Source organism: Parafrankia sp. EAN1pec, from assembly GCF_000018005.1.
GTDB lineage: Bacteria > Actinomycetota > Actinomycetes > Frankiales > Frankiaceae > Parafrankia > Parafrankia soli.
In genome coordinates, this window is sequence record NC_009921.1 from 257,259 (window position 1) to 277,372 (window position 20,114).

General features: G+C 72.2%; 14 protein-coding genes and 1 riboswitch. Of the genes, 6 read left to right on the top strand and 8 right to left on the bottom strand.

What is annotated here, in order from left to right:
• Positions 1-54: 54 nt before the first annotated feature.
• The 5 genes from FRANEAN1_RS01000 to fbaA form a co-directional block, all read right to left on the bottom strand.
• Positions 55-1,338 (bottom strand): adenylosuccinate synthase, encoded by a 1,284-nt coding sequence (locus tag FRANEAN1_RS01000; protein WP_012157655.1) that lies wholly within the window; start codon positions 1,336-1,338, stop codon positions 55-57.
• Positions 1,339-1,426: 88 nt separating this feature from the next.
• Positions 1,427-1,855, bottom strand: a complete 429-nt coding sequence (locus tag FRANEAN1_RS01005) for a DUF3151 domain-containing protein (RefSeq protein ID WP_012157656.1) — start codon at positions 1,853-1,855, stop codon at positions 1,427-1,429.
• A gap of 919 nt (positions 1,856-2,774) precedes the next feature.
• Positions 2,775-3,518, bottom strand: a complete 744-nt coding sequence (locus FRANEAN1_RS01010) for a transglycosylase family protein (RefSeq protein WP_012157657.1) — start codon at positions 3,516-3,518, stop codon at positions 2,775-2,777.
• Between the two features lie 1,396 nt (positions 3,519-4,914).
• Positions 4,915-5,598 (bottom strand): transglycosylase family protein, encoded by a 684-nt coding sequence (locus FRANEAN1_RS01015; protein WP_012157659.1) that lies wholly within the window; start codon positions 5,596-5,598, stop codon positions 4,915-4,917.
• A 6-nt stretch (positions 5,599-5,604) separates the two neighbouring features.
• Positions 5,605-5,852, bottom strand: a riboswitch (cyclic di-AMP (ydaO/yuaA leader).
• Between the two features lie 1,362 nt (positions 5,853-7,214).
• Positions 7,215-8,249, bottom strand: a complete 1,035-nt coding sequence (gene fbaA / locus FRANEAN1_RS01020) for a class II fructose-bisphosphate aldolase (protein ID WP_012157661.1) — start codon at positions 8,247-8,249, stop codon at positions 7,215-7,217.
• Positions 8,250-8,514: 265 nt separating this feature from the next.
• Between fbaA and FRANEAN1_RS01025 the strand changes: the two genes are divergently transcribed.
• From FRANEAN1_RS01025 to FRANEAN1_RS01045, 5 genes are all read left to right on the top strand, one after another.
• Complete coding sequence (locus FRANEAN1_RS01025; protein ID WP_041253540.1) at positions 8,515-9,141, top strand: VTT domain-containing protein; 627 nt, start codon at positions 8,515-8,517, stop codon at positions 9,139-9,141.
• 325 nt (positions 9,142-9,466) lie between these two features.
• Positions 9,467-10,789: a CAP domain-containing protein gene (locus FRANEAN1_RS01030; protein WP_347176929.1), complete on the top strand. Its 1,323-nt coding sequence runs from the start codon at positions 9,467-9,469 to the stop codon at positions 10,787-10,789.
• A 311-nt stretch (positions 10,790-11,100) separates the two neighbouring features.
• On the top strand, positions 11,101-12,207 hold the full coding sequence (locus FRANEAN1_RS01035; RefSeq protein ID WP_012157664.1) for an NAD(P)-dependent oxidoreductase: 1,107 nt from the start codon (positions 11,101-11,103) through the stop codon (positions 12,205-12,207).
• A complete protein-coding gene (locus FRANEAN1_RS01040) occupies positions 12,200-12,763 on the top strand; it encodes a GNAT family N-acetyltransferase (RefSeq protein WP_012157665.1) in 564 nt (187 codons plus the stop codon). The genes FRANEAN1_RS01035 and FRANEAN1_RS01040 overlap by 8 nt, the downstream gene beginning before the upstream one ends.
• A gap of 626 nt (positions 12,764-13,389) precedes the next feature.
• Positions 13,390-14,481: a nucleotidyltransferase gene (locus FRANEAN1_RS01045; protein WP_012157666.1), complete on the top strand. Its 1,092-nt coding sequence runs from the start codon at positions 13,390-13,392 to the stop codon at positions 14,479-14,481.
• 70 nt (positions 14,482-14,551) lie between these two features.
• On the opposite strand, the gene FRANEAN1_RS01050 is transcribed toward FRANEAN1_RS01045, so the two are convergent.
• From FRANEAN1_RS01050 to FRANEAN1_RS01060, 3 genes are all read right to left on the bottom strand, one after another.
• On the bottom strand, positions 14,552-15,961 hold the full coding sequence (locus tag FRANEAN1_RS01050) for a PH domain-containing protein (protein ID WP_012157667.1): 1,410 nt from the start codon (positions 15,959-15,961) through the stop codon (positions 14,552-14,554).
• 66 nt (positions 15,962-16,027) lie between these two features.
• The gene (locus tag FRANEAN1_RS01055) at positions 16,028-16,552 is read right to left on the bottom strand and encodes a PH domain-containing protein (RefSeq protein ID WP_012157668.1); all 525 of its coding nucleotides are present in this window, start codon (positions 16,550-16,552) and stop codon (positions 16,028-16,030) included.
• 127 nt (positions 16,553-16,679) lie between these two features.
• Positions 16,680-18,917: an MMPL family transporter gene (locus tag FRANEAN1_RS01060; RefSeq protein ID WP_012157669.1), complete on the bottom strand. Its 2,238-nt coding sequence runs from the start codon at positions 18,915-18,917 to the stop codon at positions 16,680-16,682.
• Positions 18,918-19,313: 396 nt separating this feature from the next.
• On the opposite strand from FRANEAN1_RS01060, the gene FRANEAN1_RS01065 reads away from it, so the two are divergent.
• A complete protein-coding gene (locus FRANEAN1_RS01065) occupies positions 19,314-20,108 on the top strand; it encodes a hypothetical protein (protein ID WP_012157670.1) in 795 nt (264 codons plus the stop codon).
• Positions 20,109-20,114: the final 6 nt, after the last annotated feature.

Below are 20,114 nucleotides of genomic sequence, written 5' to 3' on the forward strand. Positions count from 1 at the left end.
GACTGGCCGGGACCGGGCACGGCAGGGTGGACGGCTGTGTGGGCCGTGCCCGGGTCAGATCAGTTCGTTGATCACCAGGGTCTGGGCGCGGCCGGGGCCCACCCCGACCGCCGACACCGGGGCGCCCGCCATCTCCTCGAGTGTCGCCACATACGCCTGGGCGGCCTCGGGGAGATCGGCGAACCGGGTGACACCCGAGATGTCCTCGTGCCACCCAGGCAGCTCGACGTAGATCGGTTTCGCGTGGTGGAACTCCGTCTGCGTCATCGGCATCTCATCGGTGCGCTGACCGTTGATCTCGTAGCCCACGCAGACCGGCACCGTGTCGAAGCCGGAAAGTACGTCGAGTTTGGTGAGGAAAAGGTCGGTGAGGCCGTTCACCCGGACTGCGTAGCGGGCGATGACCGCGTCGAACCAGCCGGTGCGCCTGGCCCGGCCGGTGGTGACCCCGAATTCTCCGCCGATGCGGCGCAGCTCCTCGCCGACCTTGTCGTCGAGCTCGGTCGGGAACGGGCCGGCGCCGACCCGGGTCGTGTACGCCTTGATGATCCCGATCACCCGGTTGATGCGGGTGGGGCCGATGCCGGCGCCGGTCGCGGCGTAGCCGGCGGTCGGGTTCGAGGAGGTCACAAACGGATACGTGCCGTGGTCGACGTCCAGGAGGGTGCCCTGGGAGCCCTCGAGGAGGACGACCTTGCCCTCGCGCAGGGCGGTGTCGAGGAGCAGGCCGGTGTCGGCGATGTGCGGGGTCAGCCGCTCGGCGTAGGCGGCGTACTCCTCGACGACCTCGTCGACCTCGATGCGCCGCCGGTTGTAGACCTTGGTCAGGACCTGGTTCTTCTCCCGTAGCGCCAGCTCCAGCTTCTGCCGGAAGATGCCGGGGTCGAGCAGGTCCTGCACCCGGATGCCGGTGCGGGCGACTTTGTCCCCGTACGCAGGGCCGATGCCCCGGCCCGTCGTGCCGATCCGGGCCTTGCCCAGGTACCGCTCGGTGACCCTGTCCAGGGCGCGGTGGTGCGGCATGATCAGATGGGCGTCCGCGCTGATGAGCAGACGGGAGACGTCGACTCCGCGGGCCTGTAGGCCATCCATCTCCGAGAGCAGCACACCGGGGTCGATCACGACGCCGTTACCGATCACCGGAACGCAGTCGGTGCGGAGCACACCGGACGGAATCAGGTGCAGGGCGTAACTCTCCGCACCGATCACCACCGTGTGTCCGGCGTTGTTGCCACCCTGGTAGCGGACGACGTAGTCGACGGCGCCGCCCAGGAGGTCGGTCGCCTTTCCTTTTCCCTCGTCGCCCCACTGGGCGCCGATGAGGACTAGTGCGGGCACCGGGCGAGGTTACTAGGGATATGGGCCCGTCGTGGTCCGTCCGCCAGACCCTGCGGGCCGGCGGCGGCGTTCCGTGGCCGGATGGCGGCTATGCGAGACCGAGTTCCGCGGCCGCGGCCGGGTCGCTGTCCGTGAGGAACTGCCGGCACCGGGCCGCCTCCTCGCTATCGTTGATCTCCGCCGCGGCGCGGGAGAGTGCGGCCAGCGCGCGCAGGAAGCCGCGGTTCGGCTCGTGGGACCACGGGACCGGCCCGTGCCCCTTCCAGCCGGACCGGCGGAGCTGGTCCAGGCCCCGGTGGTACCCGGTCCGTGCGTAGGCGTACGCCTCCACCGGGCGCCCGGCGCGCAGCGCGTCCTCGGCGAGGACCGCCCAGCCGAGGCTGATGGCCGGGAACCGGGCGGCGACCGTGTCCGGCGTGTCGCCGGCCCGCAGTGCGTCCGCGGCCGCCGCGTCGGAGGGCAGCAGCGTGGGCGGCGGGCCCGACAGGAGGTTCTGGTTCGCGGGCGGTGTCGTCATGACCTCATCCTGCCCGACGCCGGAGCCGTTCCGGGGCCGAGCCGCCCGCGGACGGCCACTGAACGGCCACGGACGGCCGCGGGCCGCGCCGGCATCGCGTCGGTGCCCCGCCGGCGTCGCGACCGGTATCGCGCCGCCGCCGGCCCTACTTCTCCTGTGTCAGTCGATTTCTTCCGTAGTCTGTCTGTTGGTTTTTAGATTTCTGCTTGACGGCAATCGAGGGCCGGGAGGACCACGGCACGGGCGCGGAGGCGAGATCGGGACCAGCCCGGGACCACAGCGCCCTCGTGGAACCTCGTGCCAACGAGGCATAGCCCGACCTGCCAGACGGTCATGAGGACCCGGCGCCCGTCATCCGGAGGTACGCGTGGCCGCCGCAGGTCCGGCGCCGTCCGCGGTCCTGGCGGGTGGCGACGGCGATGTCAGGGGCTGTGCTCCGCTGGGCACCGCGGTCCCGCGCGGCTTGGTCGCGCGCCCGGCCTGGCCCCACGCCCGGCTTGGTCTCGCTGCGGGTGGGCGGGCGCGCACGACGCCCGGCCCGGCGACATCCAGGCCCCGGGGCGCCTTGACATGGACGCCGCGCGACGTCCCGACGTGGCACCGCAGGTCGTCAGTGCCGGGCCGTGGCAGCCTCCAGCCGCTGACGGCGCTGTCAGCCGCTGGGAGCGGATGCGGGTGCCGGCCGTCGGTCGTGCCGCCAGCCGGCTGACGGCGTTGTCAGCCACTGGGGGTGCTGCCGACGGTGTGAGGGCGCTGCCGGCCGTCTCAGGGCGTGCGACAGCTGTCGACGCTGTCAGCTGTCGGCAACGTCCGCTGGCGCCGCCGACGTCGGCCGTCGACGGTGGTGTCAGGTGAAGCCCGGAGCTGCCGGGGTGCCCGGTGGTCCGGTGGTGCTGTGCGTCAGGCGGCGCTGGTGGTGTCAGCCGCTGACGGTGGCGTTCCACAGGTTCTGGCCGACCACGCCGGGCTGACCGTCACTCACTCGGGTGAGGTACGAGTAGAGCGCGGCGATGCCCTGCGATTCCGGGCCGAACTTGCCGTCGACGGTCAGGACGAACCGGCGGTCGCGCATCTCCGCCTGCCATATGAAGGCGTCCGCGCGCACGTCGTCGCCCATACCGACGTTCAGCACCTCGCCGCCGAACTGGCCGCCGACCTCAGCCCGAGCGCGCTCGAGCGTCATGGGCGGCTCGGCCGGCGTCAGGGCCTGGGCGATCACGTCGCCGCCGGCACCGGACGACGCCGGCGCCGGGCCGTTCCTCGTGAGGCCGAGCTTGCTGGTGCAGCCGGGCCATGGTGACCAGCCGCGGCTGTCGTACAGCTTGTACGCGGCCTCGTCCTGCATCGCGGGAGGAGCCTGGTCGGGTCGGCCGGGGTAGCCCAGGCCCGTCCAGGTGCGCTGGTCGAACTGGTAGGCACCGTAGAAGCCGTTGCCGGTGTTGATGGCGTAGTTGCCGCCCGACTCGCACTTGCGGAGCTTCGCGAAGTCGTCGGCAGTTGCCGCTCCCGCGGGAGCGGCGGTCACCGCGAGCCCGGTGCCGACCAGCGCCGTCACGGCGCCGGTGGTGCGCAGGACCCGAGTCGCGGTGGACGGTCCCTGGGTCGCTCGGTGCCTTCCGCCACGGCCATTGGAACGGGCGGGAACACGATCATGCGATCGCATCAGAGTCCTTCCCGTCGCCTACGGGGTGAGCTGTCGGGTTCGGGCTGGAAGTTGCCCGGTCGGCGCCGCTGGCCCGGAGCCCGTCCTCGCGGATCGGTGTGCTCCCGGCCGCACGTTTCGCCGGCTTAACCCCTAGGACGCCGGGGGGCGTCCGGATGGTGGGTCCCCCGCTCCTGCCCGATGTTGTCCGTGCTCGTTCCGGCCATGGGGACGGGGGCAGGACTCGGCGTCCGTCCGCATGACCTCGCCCGGGGAGGCGAGTGGGCGGAACTGTAGCGAGATCTAGCTAGACGGCGCAAATTCGGGCGGCTAGTGGGGGATGCGAAAGGACCACATCGGAGCTACCCGAATGGGCTGATTGACGAGTGACGTAGCCGATTGTGACTAGACGCACTGATCCGGATGACGTTACCGCCAGGCCGCGGACGGACGTCCTCCGGGGTGGGTCGGGCCGCGTGCCGTCGCGTCTCGACGGCTCCTCGAAAGTATGTTTGTCGTTCGTTTGTAGTTTTTTCCAAGATAATTACGTTCTGTATATCTGACGTGACTAGATGGAGGTTGATGGGGTTGTGGGCCCGGGGGCACGGGGCGCGGCGGAGGGAGGACCTGCACGGGCGACGGGATCGGGCTGGCCGTCCACGGCGGGCGTGTCCCGGCCTGTGCGGGACACGCCCGCCCGCCGGGATCACCGGCGTGGACGGCTCCTCCTGCGGCCTGGGCCGGAGGAGATCATGCGGCGGGCTCGACCTAGCCGAGTCGGCGGTGGGTCGCGCGCCGCGGCGACTTGGCTGTCGGAGGGTTCGTCCGATCATCGGGTGGATCACGGATGAGAACACGGCCCCCGGCATCGGGACTTCGACGCCGGCTTGCCGCCTGAGTCCGTACCGCCTCCCGTGCCGCGCGGATCGTTGGGGCGATCCGCGCACCGCCCCCGCCCGCACGGCGGGGTCTGCCCCGTGCGGGCGGGTCATACGGTCCTGGCGCCGGCGGGTCTTCGCCGCCGACGAACCGGGGCGACGCAGAGTGCCGAGCTCGTGCTGGTGGGGGAATCGCGGTTGCGACAGCACGTGGTCAGCCGCGGGCGGGATGTCCGGGGACACACCGGCTGGGCGGAGTTGGAACACGGATGATTCGCCGGCGCCCGGTTCGAGGGCCTGAGTCCATGGAGGGATGGCTCACCGCGACGGGCGCGGGTGGGATGCCTCGGCCGGGGGAAGGACGCCTTGCGAAGGGGGCTCGACCGGTGCGTGGGGGCCACCGCGACCGGACAGCGGCGTGGGGGCGGCCGTCAGGAGGGTGCGGTGGGTCGGTTCAGGCCAGCGGGGGAGCGGTCACCGCGTGCGGCGGTGGCCGTCAGACGGCCCGGCTGGTGACCGAGTGCGCCGGTCGGCAGGCGTCAGCCGAAGGTGGCCGCCCAGGTCTGCGGACCCAGGACGCCGTCCACCACGAGGCCGCGTGCGGCCTGGAAGTCACGCGCCGCGGCCGCGGACCGTGGTCCGTAGCTGCCGTCGACCGTGAGGGGGTAGCCGAGGGAGGTCATCTTGGCCTGCCAGGAGCGGATTTCGTCGCTGACCTGGTTGACCATCGACGCGGTGTATGTCCGTGTCAGGTTCGGGACGCCCGCGGCTGCGGGCTGGGCGACCAGCGAGGTGCGCTCGGCCGCTCTGGACGCCTGGACCCCGGCGCCTGATGACGACGCGCCGGGCAGGAGCTGCTCGGAGCCCATTCCGCTCCCGCAGACCGGCCACTGGCCGAACCCGGAACGGAGTGCGAGTTGCAGTGCCGCTGTGTCCTGCACGGCGGGCGGAGCCGTGTGTGGCAGCCCCGAGTAGCCGAGGCTGCGCCAGGTGCCTGGCGAGAACTGGTAAGCGCCATAGTAGCCGTTACCGGTGTTCGTCGTGTAGTTACCGCCGGACTCGCATTGCCGCAGACCTTCCCAGGTCGTGGCGGCGTTGGCCGGCTGGCTCAGGGCGAGTGTTCCGCCGACCGCCGCGGCGATGACGGGGACGGAGACGAGAGTGCGGGCCCGGCTGCGGGTACTGCTGCGGCGTTGTCGGCCACTGGTACGTGCGTCGGACATGCGTGAGTTTTCCTTCCCCACGCCTGCGAGGTGAGCTGTCGGGTTCGGGCAGGGAAAAAGCCCGGCCGCCAAGTCAGGAACTCCGGAAATCCTGTGCCTTCGGCAACGGAGGACAAGCTTCCTCCTCGTGTCGTCGGCGTTAGCGGCTTCACCCCAAGGTCCCCAGAATCGGCGACCGGGTATTGGTTCCCCCGCTCCTGCCATCGGGTTTCTGTTTCCAACGGATGGGGGCAGGGATTCGGCGTGCCACCCGTCGGGTGCCCGGCCTGTCTCCGGGCACGGCGAAGACCATAACCACGCCGTCAGGTCGAATGACAAGCACTGAATGCCTCAGGTGAAAAAGAGCACACCGTCCGGTGGCTGCTTGAGCTTTGATCACGGTGCTGGTATCGCGCGCGCATGCGCGCTCATTAACTTGGCGACCGCGTCGTGGAGGGTGGTTCGTACCGACAGATCACACTGGTGAAAGATCGTTGCCATTGGGCGTGCTGTCGACAATCGAGCCGAATATGCGAGAAGGCTACCCGCGGCCGGCCAGGCCGTCATCAAGCAGCTAGAAAATTCATATCGTCGTGCTGATGCTGGCCCGCATGCCGTGATGTGTGAGAAACGCAACTGTAACTATGAGTTAACTTGTTGGGGTGTTTCTGTGACTGCTTGCTGGGTGGCGGCGTCCCTCGGGGTCGGGTCGGTACGTCCCGTTCATCCCTCGGATCGATCTTGGCTGAGATGGGTCCGTGTGTGTCTCTCGCCCGTGATCGGGCGATCGCGTGGGCTGTCTGGTGCCTCTGTGCGTGCCCCGAAGTAGCCCCGTTCGGGCGGGAATCCGAGCTGTCCCGCGGGCCCGCGGGCGGGGCGGCGCGCGGTTCGGCCACAGGCGTGCGTCTCGGGACGGGCCGGGAGAGGTGTCGCCGGGGAGCGCGAACGGGTGCGCTCGGGACGCCACGGGGTGCGCTCGGGTCACCGCGCCAGCAGCGTTCGGCGCGCGGCGGCATGTGTCGGGTGGGACGCATCGGGGCTGCTGAGACACATAGGAGCCCACGCGAACACTGCGTCCGGTGTGGACGCCGATGGGTCGTGTGCGTGGTCTCAGCAGGCTTTACCCGATCCGCAACCCGTGAGGGGCCTGTGGTGGACTGTGGGCTTCGGAGTGTCCTGGGTTGGTATGGGTGCCGATGTCGCGCCAACCGCCCGCACGATCTTCATGAGGCCTCGCCGGGCGGGCGACGCCTCACATCCACATCGATGGGTGCGCTTCCGCATGGATGGGAGCGGGTGCACACTCTGTTCCGAGTTGGCGCCGTGTGCTCCGCTGGGCACCGCGCGTCCACGATAGCTTTGTGTGCCTATTTGGGCACTATCCGTCCCGGGTGTCATTGGGTGTCCGGATGGCACTGAGCGTCCCGGGCGGCACGGGCGTCCCGGGCGGCACGGGGCGAGGCGCCCCGTGCCGGGTAAACGCGGAGCCATGGGGAGAACAGTGCCACGTGCGGCCGAGGGCCACAGCCGGGACACATGGACTCCGCGGGGCATAGGAGTACTCCCGGGGACAGACGTCCCCGGGAGGGAGAGGAGCGGATCAGGTGACCGTCGGGCCGTGAACCGGACGGGGCCGGTCAGACCCCGATCGACCGGCCGGCGGACCGCAGGTCGTCACAGGCCTGGGCGACCCGGGCGGCCATGGCGGTTTCGGCGGCCTTGCCGTAGGTGCGCGGGTCGTAGGCCTTCTTGACCCCGACCTCACCGTCCACCTTGAGGACACCGTCGTAGTTGCGGAGCATGTGGTCGACGATCGGCCGGGTGAACGCGTACTGGGTGTCGGTGTCCACGTTCATCTTGATGACGCCGTAGTCGAGCGTTTCGCGGATCTCGGAGAGGTCCGACCCACTGCCGCCATGGAAGACCAGGTTGAACGGCTTCGCGTCGGCGGCCAGGCCGAGCTTCTCGGCCACGTGCTGCTGACCCTCGCGCAGGATCGAGGGCCGGAGCTTGACGTTCCCCGGCTTGTAGACGCCGTGCACGTTGCCGAACGTCGCGGCCAGCATGTAGCTGCCCTTTTCTCCGGTGCCGAGAACCTCGGCGGTGCGGAACATGTCACCGGGGGTGGTGTAGAGCTTCTCGTCGATGGCGCCTACGACGCCGTCCTCCTCACCACCGACGACACCGATTTCGACTTCCAGCACGATGCGCGCCGCGCGACAGTCGGCGAGCAGCTCGTCGGCAATCTTGAGGTTCTCCTCGAGCTCGACCGCCGAACCGTCCCACATGTGGGACTGGAAAAGCGGGTCGCGGCCCTGCGCCACACGCTCCTTCGAGATGGCGATCAGCGGGCGGATGTAGGTGTCCAGCTTGTCGGCGGGGCAGTGGTCCGTGTGCAGCGCGATGTTCACCGGGTATGCCTTGGCGACGTGGTGCGCGTATTCGGCGAGCGCTTCCGCGCCCAGCACCATGTTCTTGATGGTCGTTCCCGAGAGGAACTCGGCGCCGCCGGTCGACACCTGGACGATTCCGTCGCTGCCGGCTTCCGCGAAACCCCGGAGCGCGGCATTGAGGGTCTGCGACGAGGTCACGTTGATGGCGGGGTAGGCGTAGGCGTTCGACTTCGCCCGGCTGAGCATCTCGGCGTAGACGTCTGGGCTGGCGATGGGCATCGGTGGAACTCCTCGAAAGGTGTAGGGGCGCCGCGGCCGGCTGGCGGCACACACCGCCCGCGGGCCTTGGCGCCGGCCGCGCCGCCGAACCCGCCACCGGATCCCTGGATCCCCATGAGTCCGGTCGCGCCCGACGCGTGCCGACGGCAGGTGTAGGCCGAAGGGTATGCCGTCGCGCGCCTCGGACGGGTGTGGTTCCACGCGACATCGCCGGAAGGCGGCTGGATGTCTCCTCCCCGCCCGCCGCGCCCGGCAGACTGGCCGAGTGGACATCGAGAGCCTCTCCGGGATGACCCTCTACGTCATCCTCTTCGCGGTGATATTTGCGGAGAGCGGGATCCTGGTCGGCTTCTGGCTTCCAGGGGACACCATCCTGTTCGCCGCCGGTCTGGTCGCCGCGGATCCGGCCGCGGACGTGTCAATCGTCGTGGTCGCGGTCGGTGTCGCGGTGGTGGCCAGCGCCGGCGCCGTGGTGGGCTATGCCACCGGCAGCCACCTGGGCCGGCCCTACCTGGAACGCCGACACGCGCGGGCACTCGGCCGAACCGAGGAGTTCTACCGCCGGTTCGGCGCGGTGACCCTGATCGCGGCCAGGTTCGTCCCCTGGGCGCGGACGTTCGCTCCGGTGCTGGCGGGCGCGGTGGCGATGCCGCGGCACCGGTTCGGCGTGGCCGTGGTCATCGGCGCTGTCGTCTGGGGGACGGGCCTGACCCTGCTGGGCTACGAGGCTGCCTCGATCCCGGGCCTGCGGGACGCGGCGCTGTGGATCGCGCTGGTGGTCATCGTCGTGTCCGTCCTGGCGGGGGCGGTCGGTGAGCTGCTCCGCCGGCGGGTAGCGCGGCCGCGGGGCCTGGGCGGCTCCAGCGGGACCAGCGGGACCAGCCCGCACTGAGCGGGTACCGGGAGATCCCGGCGACGGGACCACCTCGGACTGACCCCTTATATGCCTGGTCGGTGGGTTCGTCCTGGCCCGGCCGGACCCCTACGGCTACAGATCGCTAGTCTCTTCGGGTGGGCGAGCGGCCGGCAAGCCGATCACACAGAGGGTCCGAATGCACTCAGAGCGTCCTGAACGTGGCCGGGCTGCACCGTCCGGTCCGGGCTTGCGTGTACGGCCGGGCTCGAATGCACGACCGAGCGCGCATGCGCGGCCGGCCCTGCGTGCGCGGAGTTCGCGCGCCGCGGACCCGCCCGGCCCCGCGGGCCCGGTCCAGGACGTGGTCCGTGGCCGGCGGCACCGAAGACGTCCCACGCCCAGGCGGGCGGGCGGGCTGCGCGCCGCCGCGGGGCTGGTGGCGCTGACGCTGGTCACGCTCGGGCTCGTGGCGGCCTCGGGCGAGGTCCCCTCGACGTCGAGCGCGGCGGGCCGTGGCCTCTCCGGGTCCAACAGGGTTGTCGCGGACGGGTCCGTCGCGGGCGGGACCGGTGCGGGCACCGCGGATCACACCGCGGGCACGGATGCCGTCGGCGCACCGCCTGGCAGTGCGTCGCGGAGCGGGCGGGGCGCCCTGGCGGGGTACGGCGGGTCGTCCGCCGATCCGGTGTGGCCGGCCGACCGGGGGCCGGTGAGCGGTGTGCTGGTTCTGCGGGCCGATCCCGCGCTGCTCGCGATCATGGCCGCCGACGGGCAACCGGGCTCGGCACCGGGCGAGCCCTGGGTCCTCTACCTGCTCTCGGGCCCCGTGAACGTGATCCGGTGGGCGATGGGCGAGCCGTTCGAGGCAAGCATCGACACCCGGCAGCTGCCGAACGGCGACTACACCCTGTCCGAGGTGATCTTCCGTGCGACGCACGCCCCGCTGGTCCGCACCGGCCGGGTGCCCGTCGCGAACCCCCTCCCGCCCGGGGCGGACCAGACGGCTCCGGGCGGAGCCGCGCCGCGGTCAGCGGCGGCCGCCGCCGCCGATCCGGGCGACGGCACGGCCCCGGGTACGCCGGCCGGCCCTGCCGGGTCGGCCTCCGCGGGAGTGTCCGGCTCCCCGACGGGCGCCGGTTTGCCGTCGGGCGCCGAGCCGGCGGCGGGCGCGAGCACCGCGGCGGGCGCGAGCACCGCGGCGGGCGCGGTGGCCGGGCCGGCACCGGCCCCCGTCGCTTCCGGCGCCCGGCTCGCCGGGACCCCGACCGGCGCGGGCGGCGGTGCCGGGTCGGCGGCGACGGCCGCGCTGATCGAGGAGGTCGTCACGCGGACCAATGCCCAGCGCTCGGCCGCGGGCTGCCCGGCCCTCACGGTCGACGCCCGCCTGGCGGCTTCGGCCCAGGAGCACAGCGCGGACATGGCGGCCCGGAACTACTTCGACCACAACGGCCGGGACGGGCGGTCGCCCTTCGACCGGATCGCGGCGGCGGGCTACGTCTTCTCGATCGCGGCGGAGAACATCGCGGCCGGCCAGCGGACCCCGGCCGACGTCGTCGCGGACTGGATGGCGAGCCCCGGCCACCGGGCGAACATCCTGAACTGTTCGCTCAGCCAGATCGGTGTCGGGCTCGCCACCGGAGGTGACTACGGCACCTACTGGGTCCAGGATTTCGGCTCGCCGTAACGGCACCAATCGGGCGGCCCATTCCCGCTGGTGGTCTTTTGCTGACCCTTTTCCGTGGCCTTCGGGGGCGTCTCGAAACCGCTCCGGAGGGTACCGGACGGCGGCCCGCGCCGGCCCAGAACCAGGCACCCTCATCGGGCCCGGTACTATCGCTCGCCATCATGCTCAGGCCGGCCGACTCCGCCGGCAGAGTGGACACCAAAAGATCACGTATCGTCTGGTCCGGAACAGGCCGGGTCGGGTAACCAGCCGCCGGTGTGCGTGGGTCGGCGCCGGCCGGCTGGCCGCGAAGCGGGTGAGGGAGGGCGAGCGTGGTGCGGTCGGTGGTCACCGGCGCGGCCGGATTCCTCGGCGGCGCCGTGGCGCATGAGCTCCGTCGGCGCGGTGACGAGGTCATCGGGCTCGACGTGCGGCGTGCGCCGGGCGTCACCCTGGCCGACGTCACGATGTCCGGGAGCTGGGAGAAGGCGCTCGAGGGCGCTGACCTGCTCGTGCACGCCGCCGCCGTGGGCATGGGCGGCGTCGGGGAGCTGGCGCCGGTGCGGGCCGGCCGGGCGACCCCGCCCAGCGGGATCACCACCGCGCAGATGCGCAAGGTGCTGCTCGGCGGGACCGCGACGGTGCTCGACGCGGCCCAGCGCGCTGGTGTCCGCCGCGTGGTCCACCTGTCCTGCGTGAGCGCGCTCGGCGACGACGCACCGCACGCGGCCGACGAGTCCGCGCCGGTCGGCCTCACCGGCGAGCCGCGCGCCGACGCGATCGCCGCCGCCGAGCAGACCGTCAGCGCGGCCGCCGCCCACGGGGCCCCCGTCACCGTGCTGCGGATCGCCGACGCCTACGGCCCGCGCGCCGGCCGCTGGACGCTGTGGCCCGTGCTGCTGATGCGGGCCGGCCGGTTCGTCCTCGTCGACGGCGGGCGCGGCATGCTGAGCCCCGTCCACGTCGACGACGTGGTGAGCGCGGTGATGGCCGTCGCGGCCGCCCCGGGCGAGACGGTGACCGGCCAGGTGCTGCACGTGACCGGTCCGGGCCCGGCGACGGTGGCCGAGTTCTTCGGGCGGTACGCCGCGATGGCGCAGGTGCGGGCGCCCCGGTCCGTGCCTGCGCGGCTGTGCGAGGTCGTCGACGCCGTCGACCGGCTGCCGAGCCGGCAGCCGGCGTCCGCGGGCGGCCGTCCGGGCCTGCTGCGCGGGATCGGCGCGGCCCTCATGGCCAACGTGGACCCGCGTGTCCGGGTCGACCTCGGCCCGCTGACGATCCAGGACGTCACCAGGCGCGGCACGGTCTCCGGGGACCGGATCGCCGCGCTCGTCGGCTGGCGGGGCGAGGTCGACCTCGACGAGGGCATGCGGCGGACGGGTTCCTGGCTGCGCGACCGGGGCCTGCTGGGGGTCCCGGAGCCGGCCCGCCGTGGGTGAGGGTCCAACCCTCACCACCGCGCGGCTGCGCGCACTCCCCCTCACCGTCTGGAACGCCGGGTTCGTCGCCGAGGAGCTCGCGCAGGCGATGGTCGCCGCCAACCACGGCGCGCCTGTCCGGCTGGCGGCCGGCGAGCTGTTCGGCGGCGCGGTCGACTCCGCGCCGGCCGATTCCGCGCCGGCCGACTCGGTCGCCACGGACCCGACGGGTGTGCGCCGGGAGCTGCGGCGCAGGATCGGTGCCGGCCGGGGAATCCTGACCTGGGTGCTGCGTGCGGACGACGGCACGGCGCTCGGTCTGCTCGCCGCCGACATGCATGCCGCCCGGGCCGCGGTCGGCGTCCGGGTGAGCGCCGCCCACCGGCGCGACGGGTACGCCGCGGAGGCCGTCCGGGCCGTCGCAAGCTGGCTGGAGTACCGGGGGGTTCTGGTCGGGACGAGGGTCCGCGTCGGGGACATCGCCGCGAAGCGGCTCGCCCAGTCGACGGCGTTCGTGCCCACCGGCGTGCTGCTCACCGAACGCCGTCGGCTGTGGATCCGCCCGCCGCCCGGCTGACGCCGTCGGCTGCCCCGTCCCGGATGTCGCGGATGGTCGGCCAGTCACCTGAATGTCGCGGATGATCTGGCAGTGGGGGATATCCGGAATGGCCGGGCCTCGGCGGGGCAGCCCGGGATGGCCTGTGGGATGGCCTGGCAGTGGTCTGACGATCGCCGCGTGACCCGGCATACATCGTTACTTAGAGTTAACATCGTCGGCGTGTCGAGTGGCCTGGGTGTCCGCGGGCGCCGCGGCGCGAGCCGGTGGCGCGGCCTCGGGCATCGACGCTCCAGGCGCCCGCTGTCCAGCGGCCGATCGCCCGAACGTGCCATCGGCCCTGGTCACCCTCTTTCCCTCACCCCCCGGGGGTGGTATTTCTGAGAGCCCCTCGAGGCTGGGGTGTCGGCTATCCGACACAGGTTTTTCATGGTTCCGTGGGACGGCGGGGCCGGGCCGGACACGCCGACACCGCGGCCCCCTGTTCAGATCGTGACGTCCTGGGGCACCATAGGAACCGATGTCGCAACCGGTAGCCGGCCCGCCCGGCCCCGGCGGGGGCGTCTGCGACGGGCCGCGGGCGGCGCGTCGCAATGGGGAGGGAGCCCGCACGTTCGGCGTCACCTGCGCCCTGGGAGGTCTGCACGATGAGCGTGGATGCCCGTCGGGAAGTTCCTACCGGAACACGGTCGAGCGAGGTCACGTACGACCATCTGATCATTCCGCCGCACTGGCGGCGGCCGGCGGGGCCCGGGCCGGGGGAGCCGAACCCGCTGTTCCCCGCGGGCGAGCAGGCGACGGCACCGCCGCCCGGCCCCGCCGTGACCGGCGCGTCTCCGATCAATCCGATGACCGGCCCGATGACCGGTCCGCTGCTGGTCGGCACGACTGCCCGCGCCTTCGCCAAGCTGGACGACATGGTCCGGCTCGGTGACGACGACCGCGCGGTGATCGACGACCGACGGGCGGAGGCGGAGCGGGCGCTGCGGTCGATCTTCCCGCCGCGCTGCGCGCTGCCCCTGGTGGGCGTGGCCACGATCGGGTCCGCCGGGCGCGACACGATGATCCGTCCGCTCGACGAGGTGGACATCTTCGTGGTCTTCAGCGCGGCGAACAGCGCGTGGAAGCGCTTCCGGTGGGATTCTCGCGACCTGCTCGTCTGCGTCCGCAACGCCATCGGTGGCGACCGGGTGCAGACGATCGGCACCCGCGGCCAGGCGCTGCGCATCGTCTACGACGCCGCGCCGGACGTCCACCTCGTGCCGGCCTTCGACCACCCCCGCGCCGGCTACGTCATCCCGGACAGAGTGGGCGGCTGGCTGCCGACCCGGCCGGAGCGGCACGCGAGCTGGACGATGGACCTCGGCCCGCGGGTCATCTCGGCGGTCCGGCTGCTCAAGGCGTGGAACCGGGTGTGCGGCAGCCACCTGCGCTCGTTCCACATCGAGGCGCTCGCGGGGCAGGTGCTCGCGGGCCGCGGTCTCAACACGCGCCAGGGCCTCGCCGAGGTGTTCCGGCACATGGACGAGGTCGGCCTCGTGGTCGGCGATCCGTCCGACATCCGCGGTGACCTGTCCAGCTACCTCCGCCAGGACGACCTCGAGGATCTTGGCGCCTTCGTCCGCCAGGCACGCACCTACTCGGCCAAGGCGGTCGCGGCCGAGCGCGCCGGGGACCACGAGGAGGCCGTCAGCCTGTGGGGCACCGTCTTCGGCCCGGAGTTCCCGACCTTCGGGTGACGCCGGCCCGCCGGGCCCGCTGATCACCGGCGGCGCCCGGCCGGCGCCCGGCCGGTGTCCGGCCGGTGGCTCAGTGCACCGCGTCGGGGTCGCGTGCCCCGGACAGAGGGCGCAGCGGCGTCCAGGCCGGCGAGCCGGTCACGATCGGTACGGCGGCGACCCGGCTGAGCCGGGAGCGCTCGGCCTGCGCGGCCGCGATCGCGTGCGCCTGGCGGACGTCCAGCAGCCGGGCGTGGATCCGCACGGGGCCGCCCGCGCAGTCGAGGTGGACATCCGCGAGGCGCAGCAGGCGATGGGCCGGGTGCTGCACGACCCGGATGCTCTGCACCTTGCCGTGCGGAATGATGTCGGTGCGCTGCCACAGCACTCCGCCGCGGACGACGAACACCCGGTCGTCCGCGCCGCAGCGCATCCGGCGCCACCGGACCGGCGCGATCAGCCGGGCCCGGCCCGGCGGGCGCGGCAGCGCCATGCCGTCGACGTCCACGGCCGGCAGCAGCCGTTCGATCACGTTCACGGCCTGCCCGCGGGGGGCGACGGGCAGCAGCATGCTCCGGGCGTCGCCGGCGACGTTGATCTGGAGCTCCACCCAGCCGAGCCAGCGCCACAGCGGCGAGCCGCGCAGGCTCACCGCCTGGACCCGGCCGTGCGGCACGGTGTGATGGGCACGGTCGAGCAGGCCGCCGCGGATACGCAGGCCGTCCGGCGATTCCGACACCGTGAACCGGAAGCCGGTCGCGAAGCGGTCGAAGGTCGTCCGCCACACTCCGACCAGCGCGGGCGCGACCGCGATGAACCCGGCGAAGGTGCCGGTGAGCAGGGCCGGGGTGACCAGGATGAAGGCCGCGCCGAGTGCCAGCCACGGTGCGGGGGAGAGCGTGATCGCGGCTGCCAGGCGCAGCGGCGGAACGTACGCGAGCGGGCGTTCGGGTGCCTCTCCGGCTCCGGGCGCCACGCCGGCTGCGCGGGCGAGCAGCTCCGCCCGCAGCAGCCTCGCGCGTTCGAGCGAGAGGTAGCTGAGCCTCGTGCCGGATTCCTCCGCGTCCCCGTCGTGCGTGCCGGCGAGGTCCAGCCGCAGCACGGCGAGCCCGGCCGCCCGGGCGATCAGCGGCTGGGCGACGTCCACCGACTGGATGCGGTCGAGCCGCACATGCCGGATACGCTTGATCAGCAGGCCGGTCTCCAGCCGCAGATCCTCGGCTTCCACGCGGTAACGGGTGAACCGCCAGGCGCAGTAGCCGTATGCCGAGGCCGCGGGCAGCAGCGCGGAGAGGGTGAGCGTGACACTGCGAACCGTCAGTTCCTCGGCGAAGTTCTTCAGAATACTGACGGCGACCGCCGCCACCAGCAGCCAACCGCGCAGCAGTGGCGTGAGCGGATGAAGATGGTGGTAGCCGTCGTCCGGCTCCGCGCCGGCGGGCGGCGGCTGGAGCGGCGGAGCCGCGTCCTCGACCGACGGCTCCGGCTCGGCTCTCGTCATAACGCGGCCCTGGTCGCTGGCCCTGCCGTGCCCGCGAGCCCTGCCCCGCTCACCGGACGTTCCTGGTCACAGGACGGCCGCCTGGGCCTCGCCGCGCTCGGTCAGCGAATCCCGCAGCCGGGCCGCCTCGACCGGTGACAGCCCGGGGATCACGGCGTCCGTGGTGGCCGCGGCGGTGTGCAGCCGCACCTGCGCGATGCCGAACCGCTGCGCCAGCGGCCCGGCGGTGACGTCCACCAGTTGCATGCGGCCGTAGGGGACGACGACCAGCCTCCGGACGAAGGTGCCGTGGCTGATCAGGAGGTCGTCCTCGCGCTCGGCGTAGCGCCAGGCGCTCCAGGCCCGGCCGATCGAGCGCCAGCCCCACACGGTGGCCGCGGTCGGCACGGCCCCCACCGCCAGCCCGGGCAGCCCCAGGAACGCCCCGCCGATCAGGCTTACCAGCACGATCACCGGGATGGCGCCGATCAGCAGCAGCAGCCGGCGCAAGCGGCGCAGCTGCGGCGACAGGCCCCGCCAGCCACCGGGGTCGATCCGCCAGGAATGGGAGCTCCACCCCGGGCCAGGGGTATCGGCCGGAGCTGTGTGCATCTCGCAACCATAAGGTCTTGCGCGTGGCACACTGAGCCATTTCGCGGCGCGACGGCCACGGCGGAACCACCACCGGGCCGTTGCCCCGGCCCGGTGCCCGCACCGTCTGGGCTGCCGGCGGCCTGTTTTATCGGTTCGCTTCGGTGTCTTCGTCCTCCTCGGCCCGGGCTCGTGCCTCGGCACTCTCGAGGGCCGCGGCCGCGGGCTCCATCGCGCTCAGGGGAACACCGAGCGCTCCGAAGTCAGCGAGCGTCTCGTGGTCGGTGAGCTGGTCGGTGAGCTGGCCGTTGACTGGGCCGGCGGGCCGGGCGCGTTCCGGGTGGCTGGGCCACCACACGACGGGGCCGACGTCCAGTGCGAGCGCCGGCACGAGCACCGAGCGGACCACAAGCGTGTCGAGCAGAACGCCGAACGCGACCAGGAAGCCGACCTCGGCGAGCTGGACCAGCGGGAAGATGAGCAGCACGGCGAACGTGGCGGCGAGCACGACCCCGGCCGAGGTGATGACCCCGCCCGTCACCGCGAGGCCACGGCGGACACCGGCGGCGTGCCCGATGTGCTCGGTCTCCTCCTTCACCCGGGTCATCAGGAAGATGTTGTAGTCGACGCCGAGCGCCACCAGGAAGATGAAACCGATCAGCGGCAGCGCCGGATCGATGCCGGGGAAGTCGAAGACGTAGTGGTAGACCAGCGCGCTCGCGCCGAGGGCGGCGAAGAACGACAGCACGACCGTGCCCATGAGCAGCAGCGGCGCGACGACGGAACGCAGCAGCAGCCCGAGGATGAGCAGCACCACGACGAGCACGACCGGAATGATCAGCTCGCGGTCCCGCACGGCCGCGTCCCGGATGTCCAGGTTGACGGCGGTGTTGCCGCCGACGAGGGCGTCGGCGCCGGGCAGCGCGTGCACGGTCGTGCGCAGCTTCTCCACCGTCCGGAACGACTCGGGACTGTCCGGCGGCGCGTCGAGCACGACCAGGAACTGGACGAGCTCGGACGTCCGCCCGCTCTCCGCCGCCGCGGCCACGCCGGGAGTCGCGCGGACCGCCTCGGCCACGGCATCGGCGCGCGCGCTGTTCGCCACCACGAACGTGGGCGCGGTGACGCCCGGCGGGAAGCTCCGCTCGGCCAGGCGCTGGCCCTGGACCGACTCGACGTTGTCGCGGAAGGCCTGGTCCTGGCGCAGGACGCCGGGCAGGACGAGCATGCCGATGACGAGCGCGCCCAGCACGGCCACGGTGGTGACCCAGACCGTCCGCGGGCGGCGCCCGATCACGGCGCCGGCGCGCGCCCACGCGCCGGCCTCCACCGACCGCTCCGCCTGGCCCAGACGTGGCACGAACGGCCAGAACAGCCGTCGCCCGCCGACCACCATCGCCGCCGGCAGCAGCGTGAGCATGGTGACCAGCGCGACCGCGATCCCGATCGCGCAGACCGGGCCCAGCCCGCGGTGCGAGTTCAGCTCGCCCAGCAGCAGGCACAGCATGCCGATGATCACTGTGCCCGCCGACGCCAGGATCGCCGGGCCGGCCCGGCGCAGCGCGACCAGCATCGCGGTGGCCGGCTCGGCGTGCCGGGTCAGCTCCTCGCGGTAGCGGGAGATGAGCAGCAGCGCGTAGTCGGTGCCGGCGCCGAAGACGAGCACCCGCAGCATTCCGGCGCTCTGGCCGTTCACCGTGAGCCCGGCGTGCTCGGCGAGAAGGTAGATCAGTCCGGCCGCGGTCTGGTCGGCGATGCCGACGGACAGCAGCGGCACGACCCACAGGAACGGACTTCGGTAGACCGCGAGCAGGATCACGGCCACGATCGACGCGGTCACGAGCAGCAGTGCGCCCTCGATCTTCACGAACACGTCGTAGGTGTCGGAGACCAGGCCCGCGGGCCCGGTGACCGCGGAATCCAGGCCTGGTTCCGCGGCGGCGGCCTGCCTGGCGATTGTCCGCATGCGCGCTACGTCGGCGGTGAAACGGTCGGCGTCCGTGGTCTGCGGCATCGGGACGGTGATGATCACCGCGCGGTGATCCGGCGCGGGGATCACTCCCGGGATCGTCGTCGTCGCCGCGAACCCGGCGAGTTCGGTGCGCAACGTCGTCGCGACGTCCAGGTCGGCCTTGGTCAGGCCGCCGTCACGGGCCAGGACGACCACCGCCGGCACGGCGTCACCGCCGGGGAGCTGCCGCTGGGCCTCCAGCAGACGGGTCGACTCGGCGCCCTCGGGGAGGAAGGCGGCCGCGTCGTTGGTCTCGGCGTCGGTGAGCATCAACGCGAGCGGGCTGACGGCGACGCCGATCAGCAGCCACACCAGGACGACCGCCCAGCGGAACCGCCGCGTGCGGAGCGTGGCACCGGGACGCGGCAGGCCCATCAGGCGTGTCCTCCTCCCGTGTCCCGCCGGTATCCCTCCTGATGCTGCCAGCTCAAAGCTTCGGACGCCCATCCAGCCACGACGTACACCGCCTGTCGCCCGCGGCCGAGACGCTCCGCGTCTGATCGGTCGCGTGTCCGATCGGTCGCGCGCCGCCTTTGACGGGGTGCGAACGGTTGATGCGGTGCGAATGGTGGAAACGTCCGGCCATGTCAAGGGGGGTACCAAGCTCCCCGACCGGCCGCCGGCTGTCCCTACGACGACAGAAATCATGGTGTCCGCAGTCGTATTTATGCGGCATCGTGGATGGGGCCGCCAATGCGGCAGGAAACCGCAATGACGCGGAATTCACGGTCCGACTACTCGACTCGGGCCGCCATTCTTGGGGGTTCAACGATGGACGTGCGGAATTCGGGATCGTGGAGGCCGTGGCGGAGCGGACCGGCGAGTGCCGGCCGCGGCGGGCTGGCGCTGGCCGCCGCCGCGCTGGTCGTGGCCTCGTGCCAGAGCGGAGGGAGCGGCGCGGCGGGCATCGTGCCCGCGGCGACCTCCGCGCCGCCCGGCCCGTCGCAGGCATCGGTCGTCTCCCGGACCCCGGCCGAGCCCACGCTGCGAGCCGAGGACTACGTGCTCACCGAGGGCGCGATCACGGCCGGGTTCACCGCCTCTCCCGCGGACCCGCAGTCGAACTCCGACGACCTGACCATGGTCCAGGTGGCGCAGTGCCTCGGCGTACCCGCCGAGCAGTTCAGCGACGAGCACCTGGACACCGCCGACGGCCCGGACTTCACCAGCGACGTCGACGAGCTCGTGACGATGTCGTCCTCGGCGCAGATCGTGACCGAGGAAAAGGTCGCCGCCGACCTGGAGATCCTGAACAATCCGCGGTTCGCCGAATGCTTCGGCCAGACAATGCAGGCGGAGTTCGACGCCGACACCGGCAGCGGGGCCACGGTCGAGATCGTCGCCGCCGAGTCTCCGGCCCCGCCCGCGGGGGCGAGCGGGCTACTGCGCATTTCCATGGGTGTGACGGCCGGCGGCGAGACCGTGGGCCTGGTTCTGGACAACGTGTTCTTCTTCGAGGGGCAGGTCGAGGTTGTGGTCAACTACGCGAACGTCGACAACACCCCGCCGCAGGTCCATCTGCAGCGTATCGCCGACCAGATTTCCGGAAAGCTCCAGATCCAGTAATCCCGC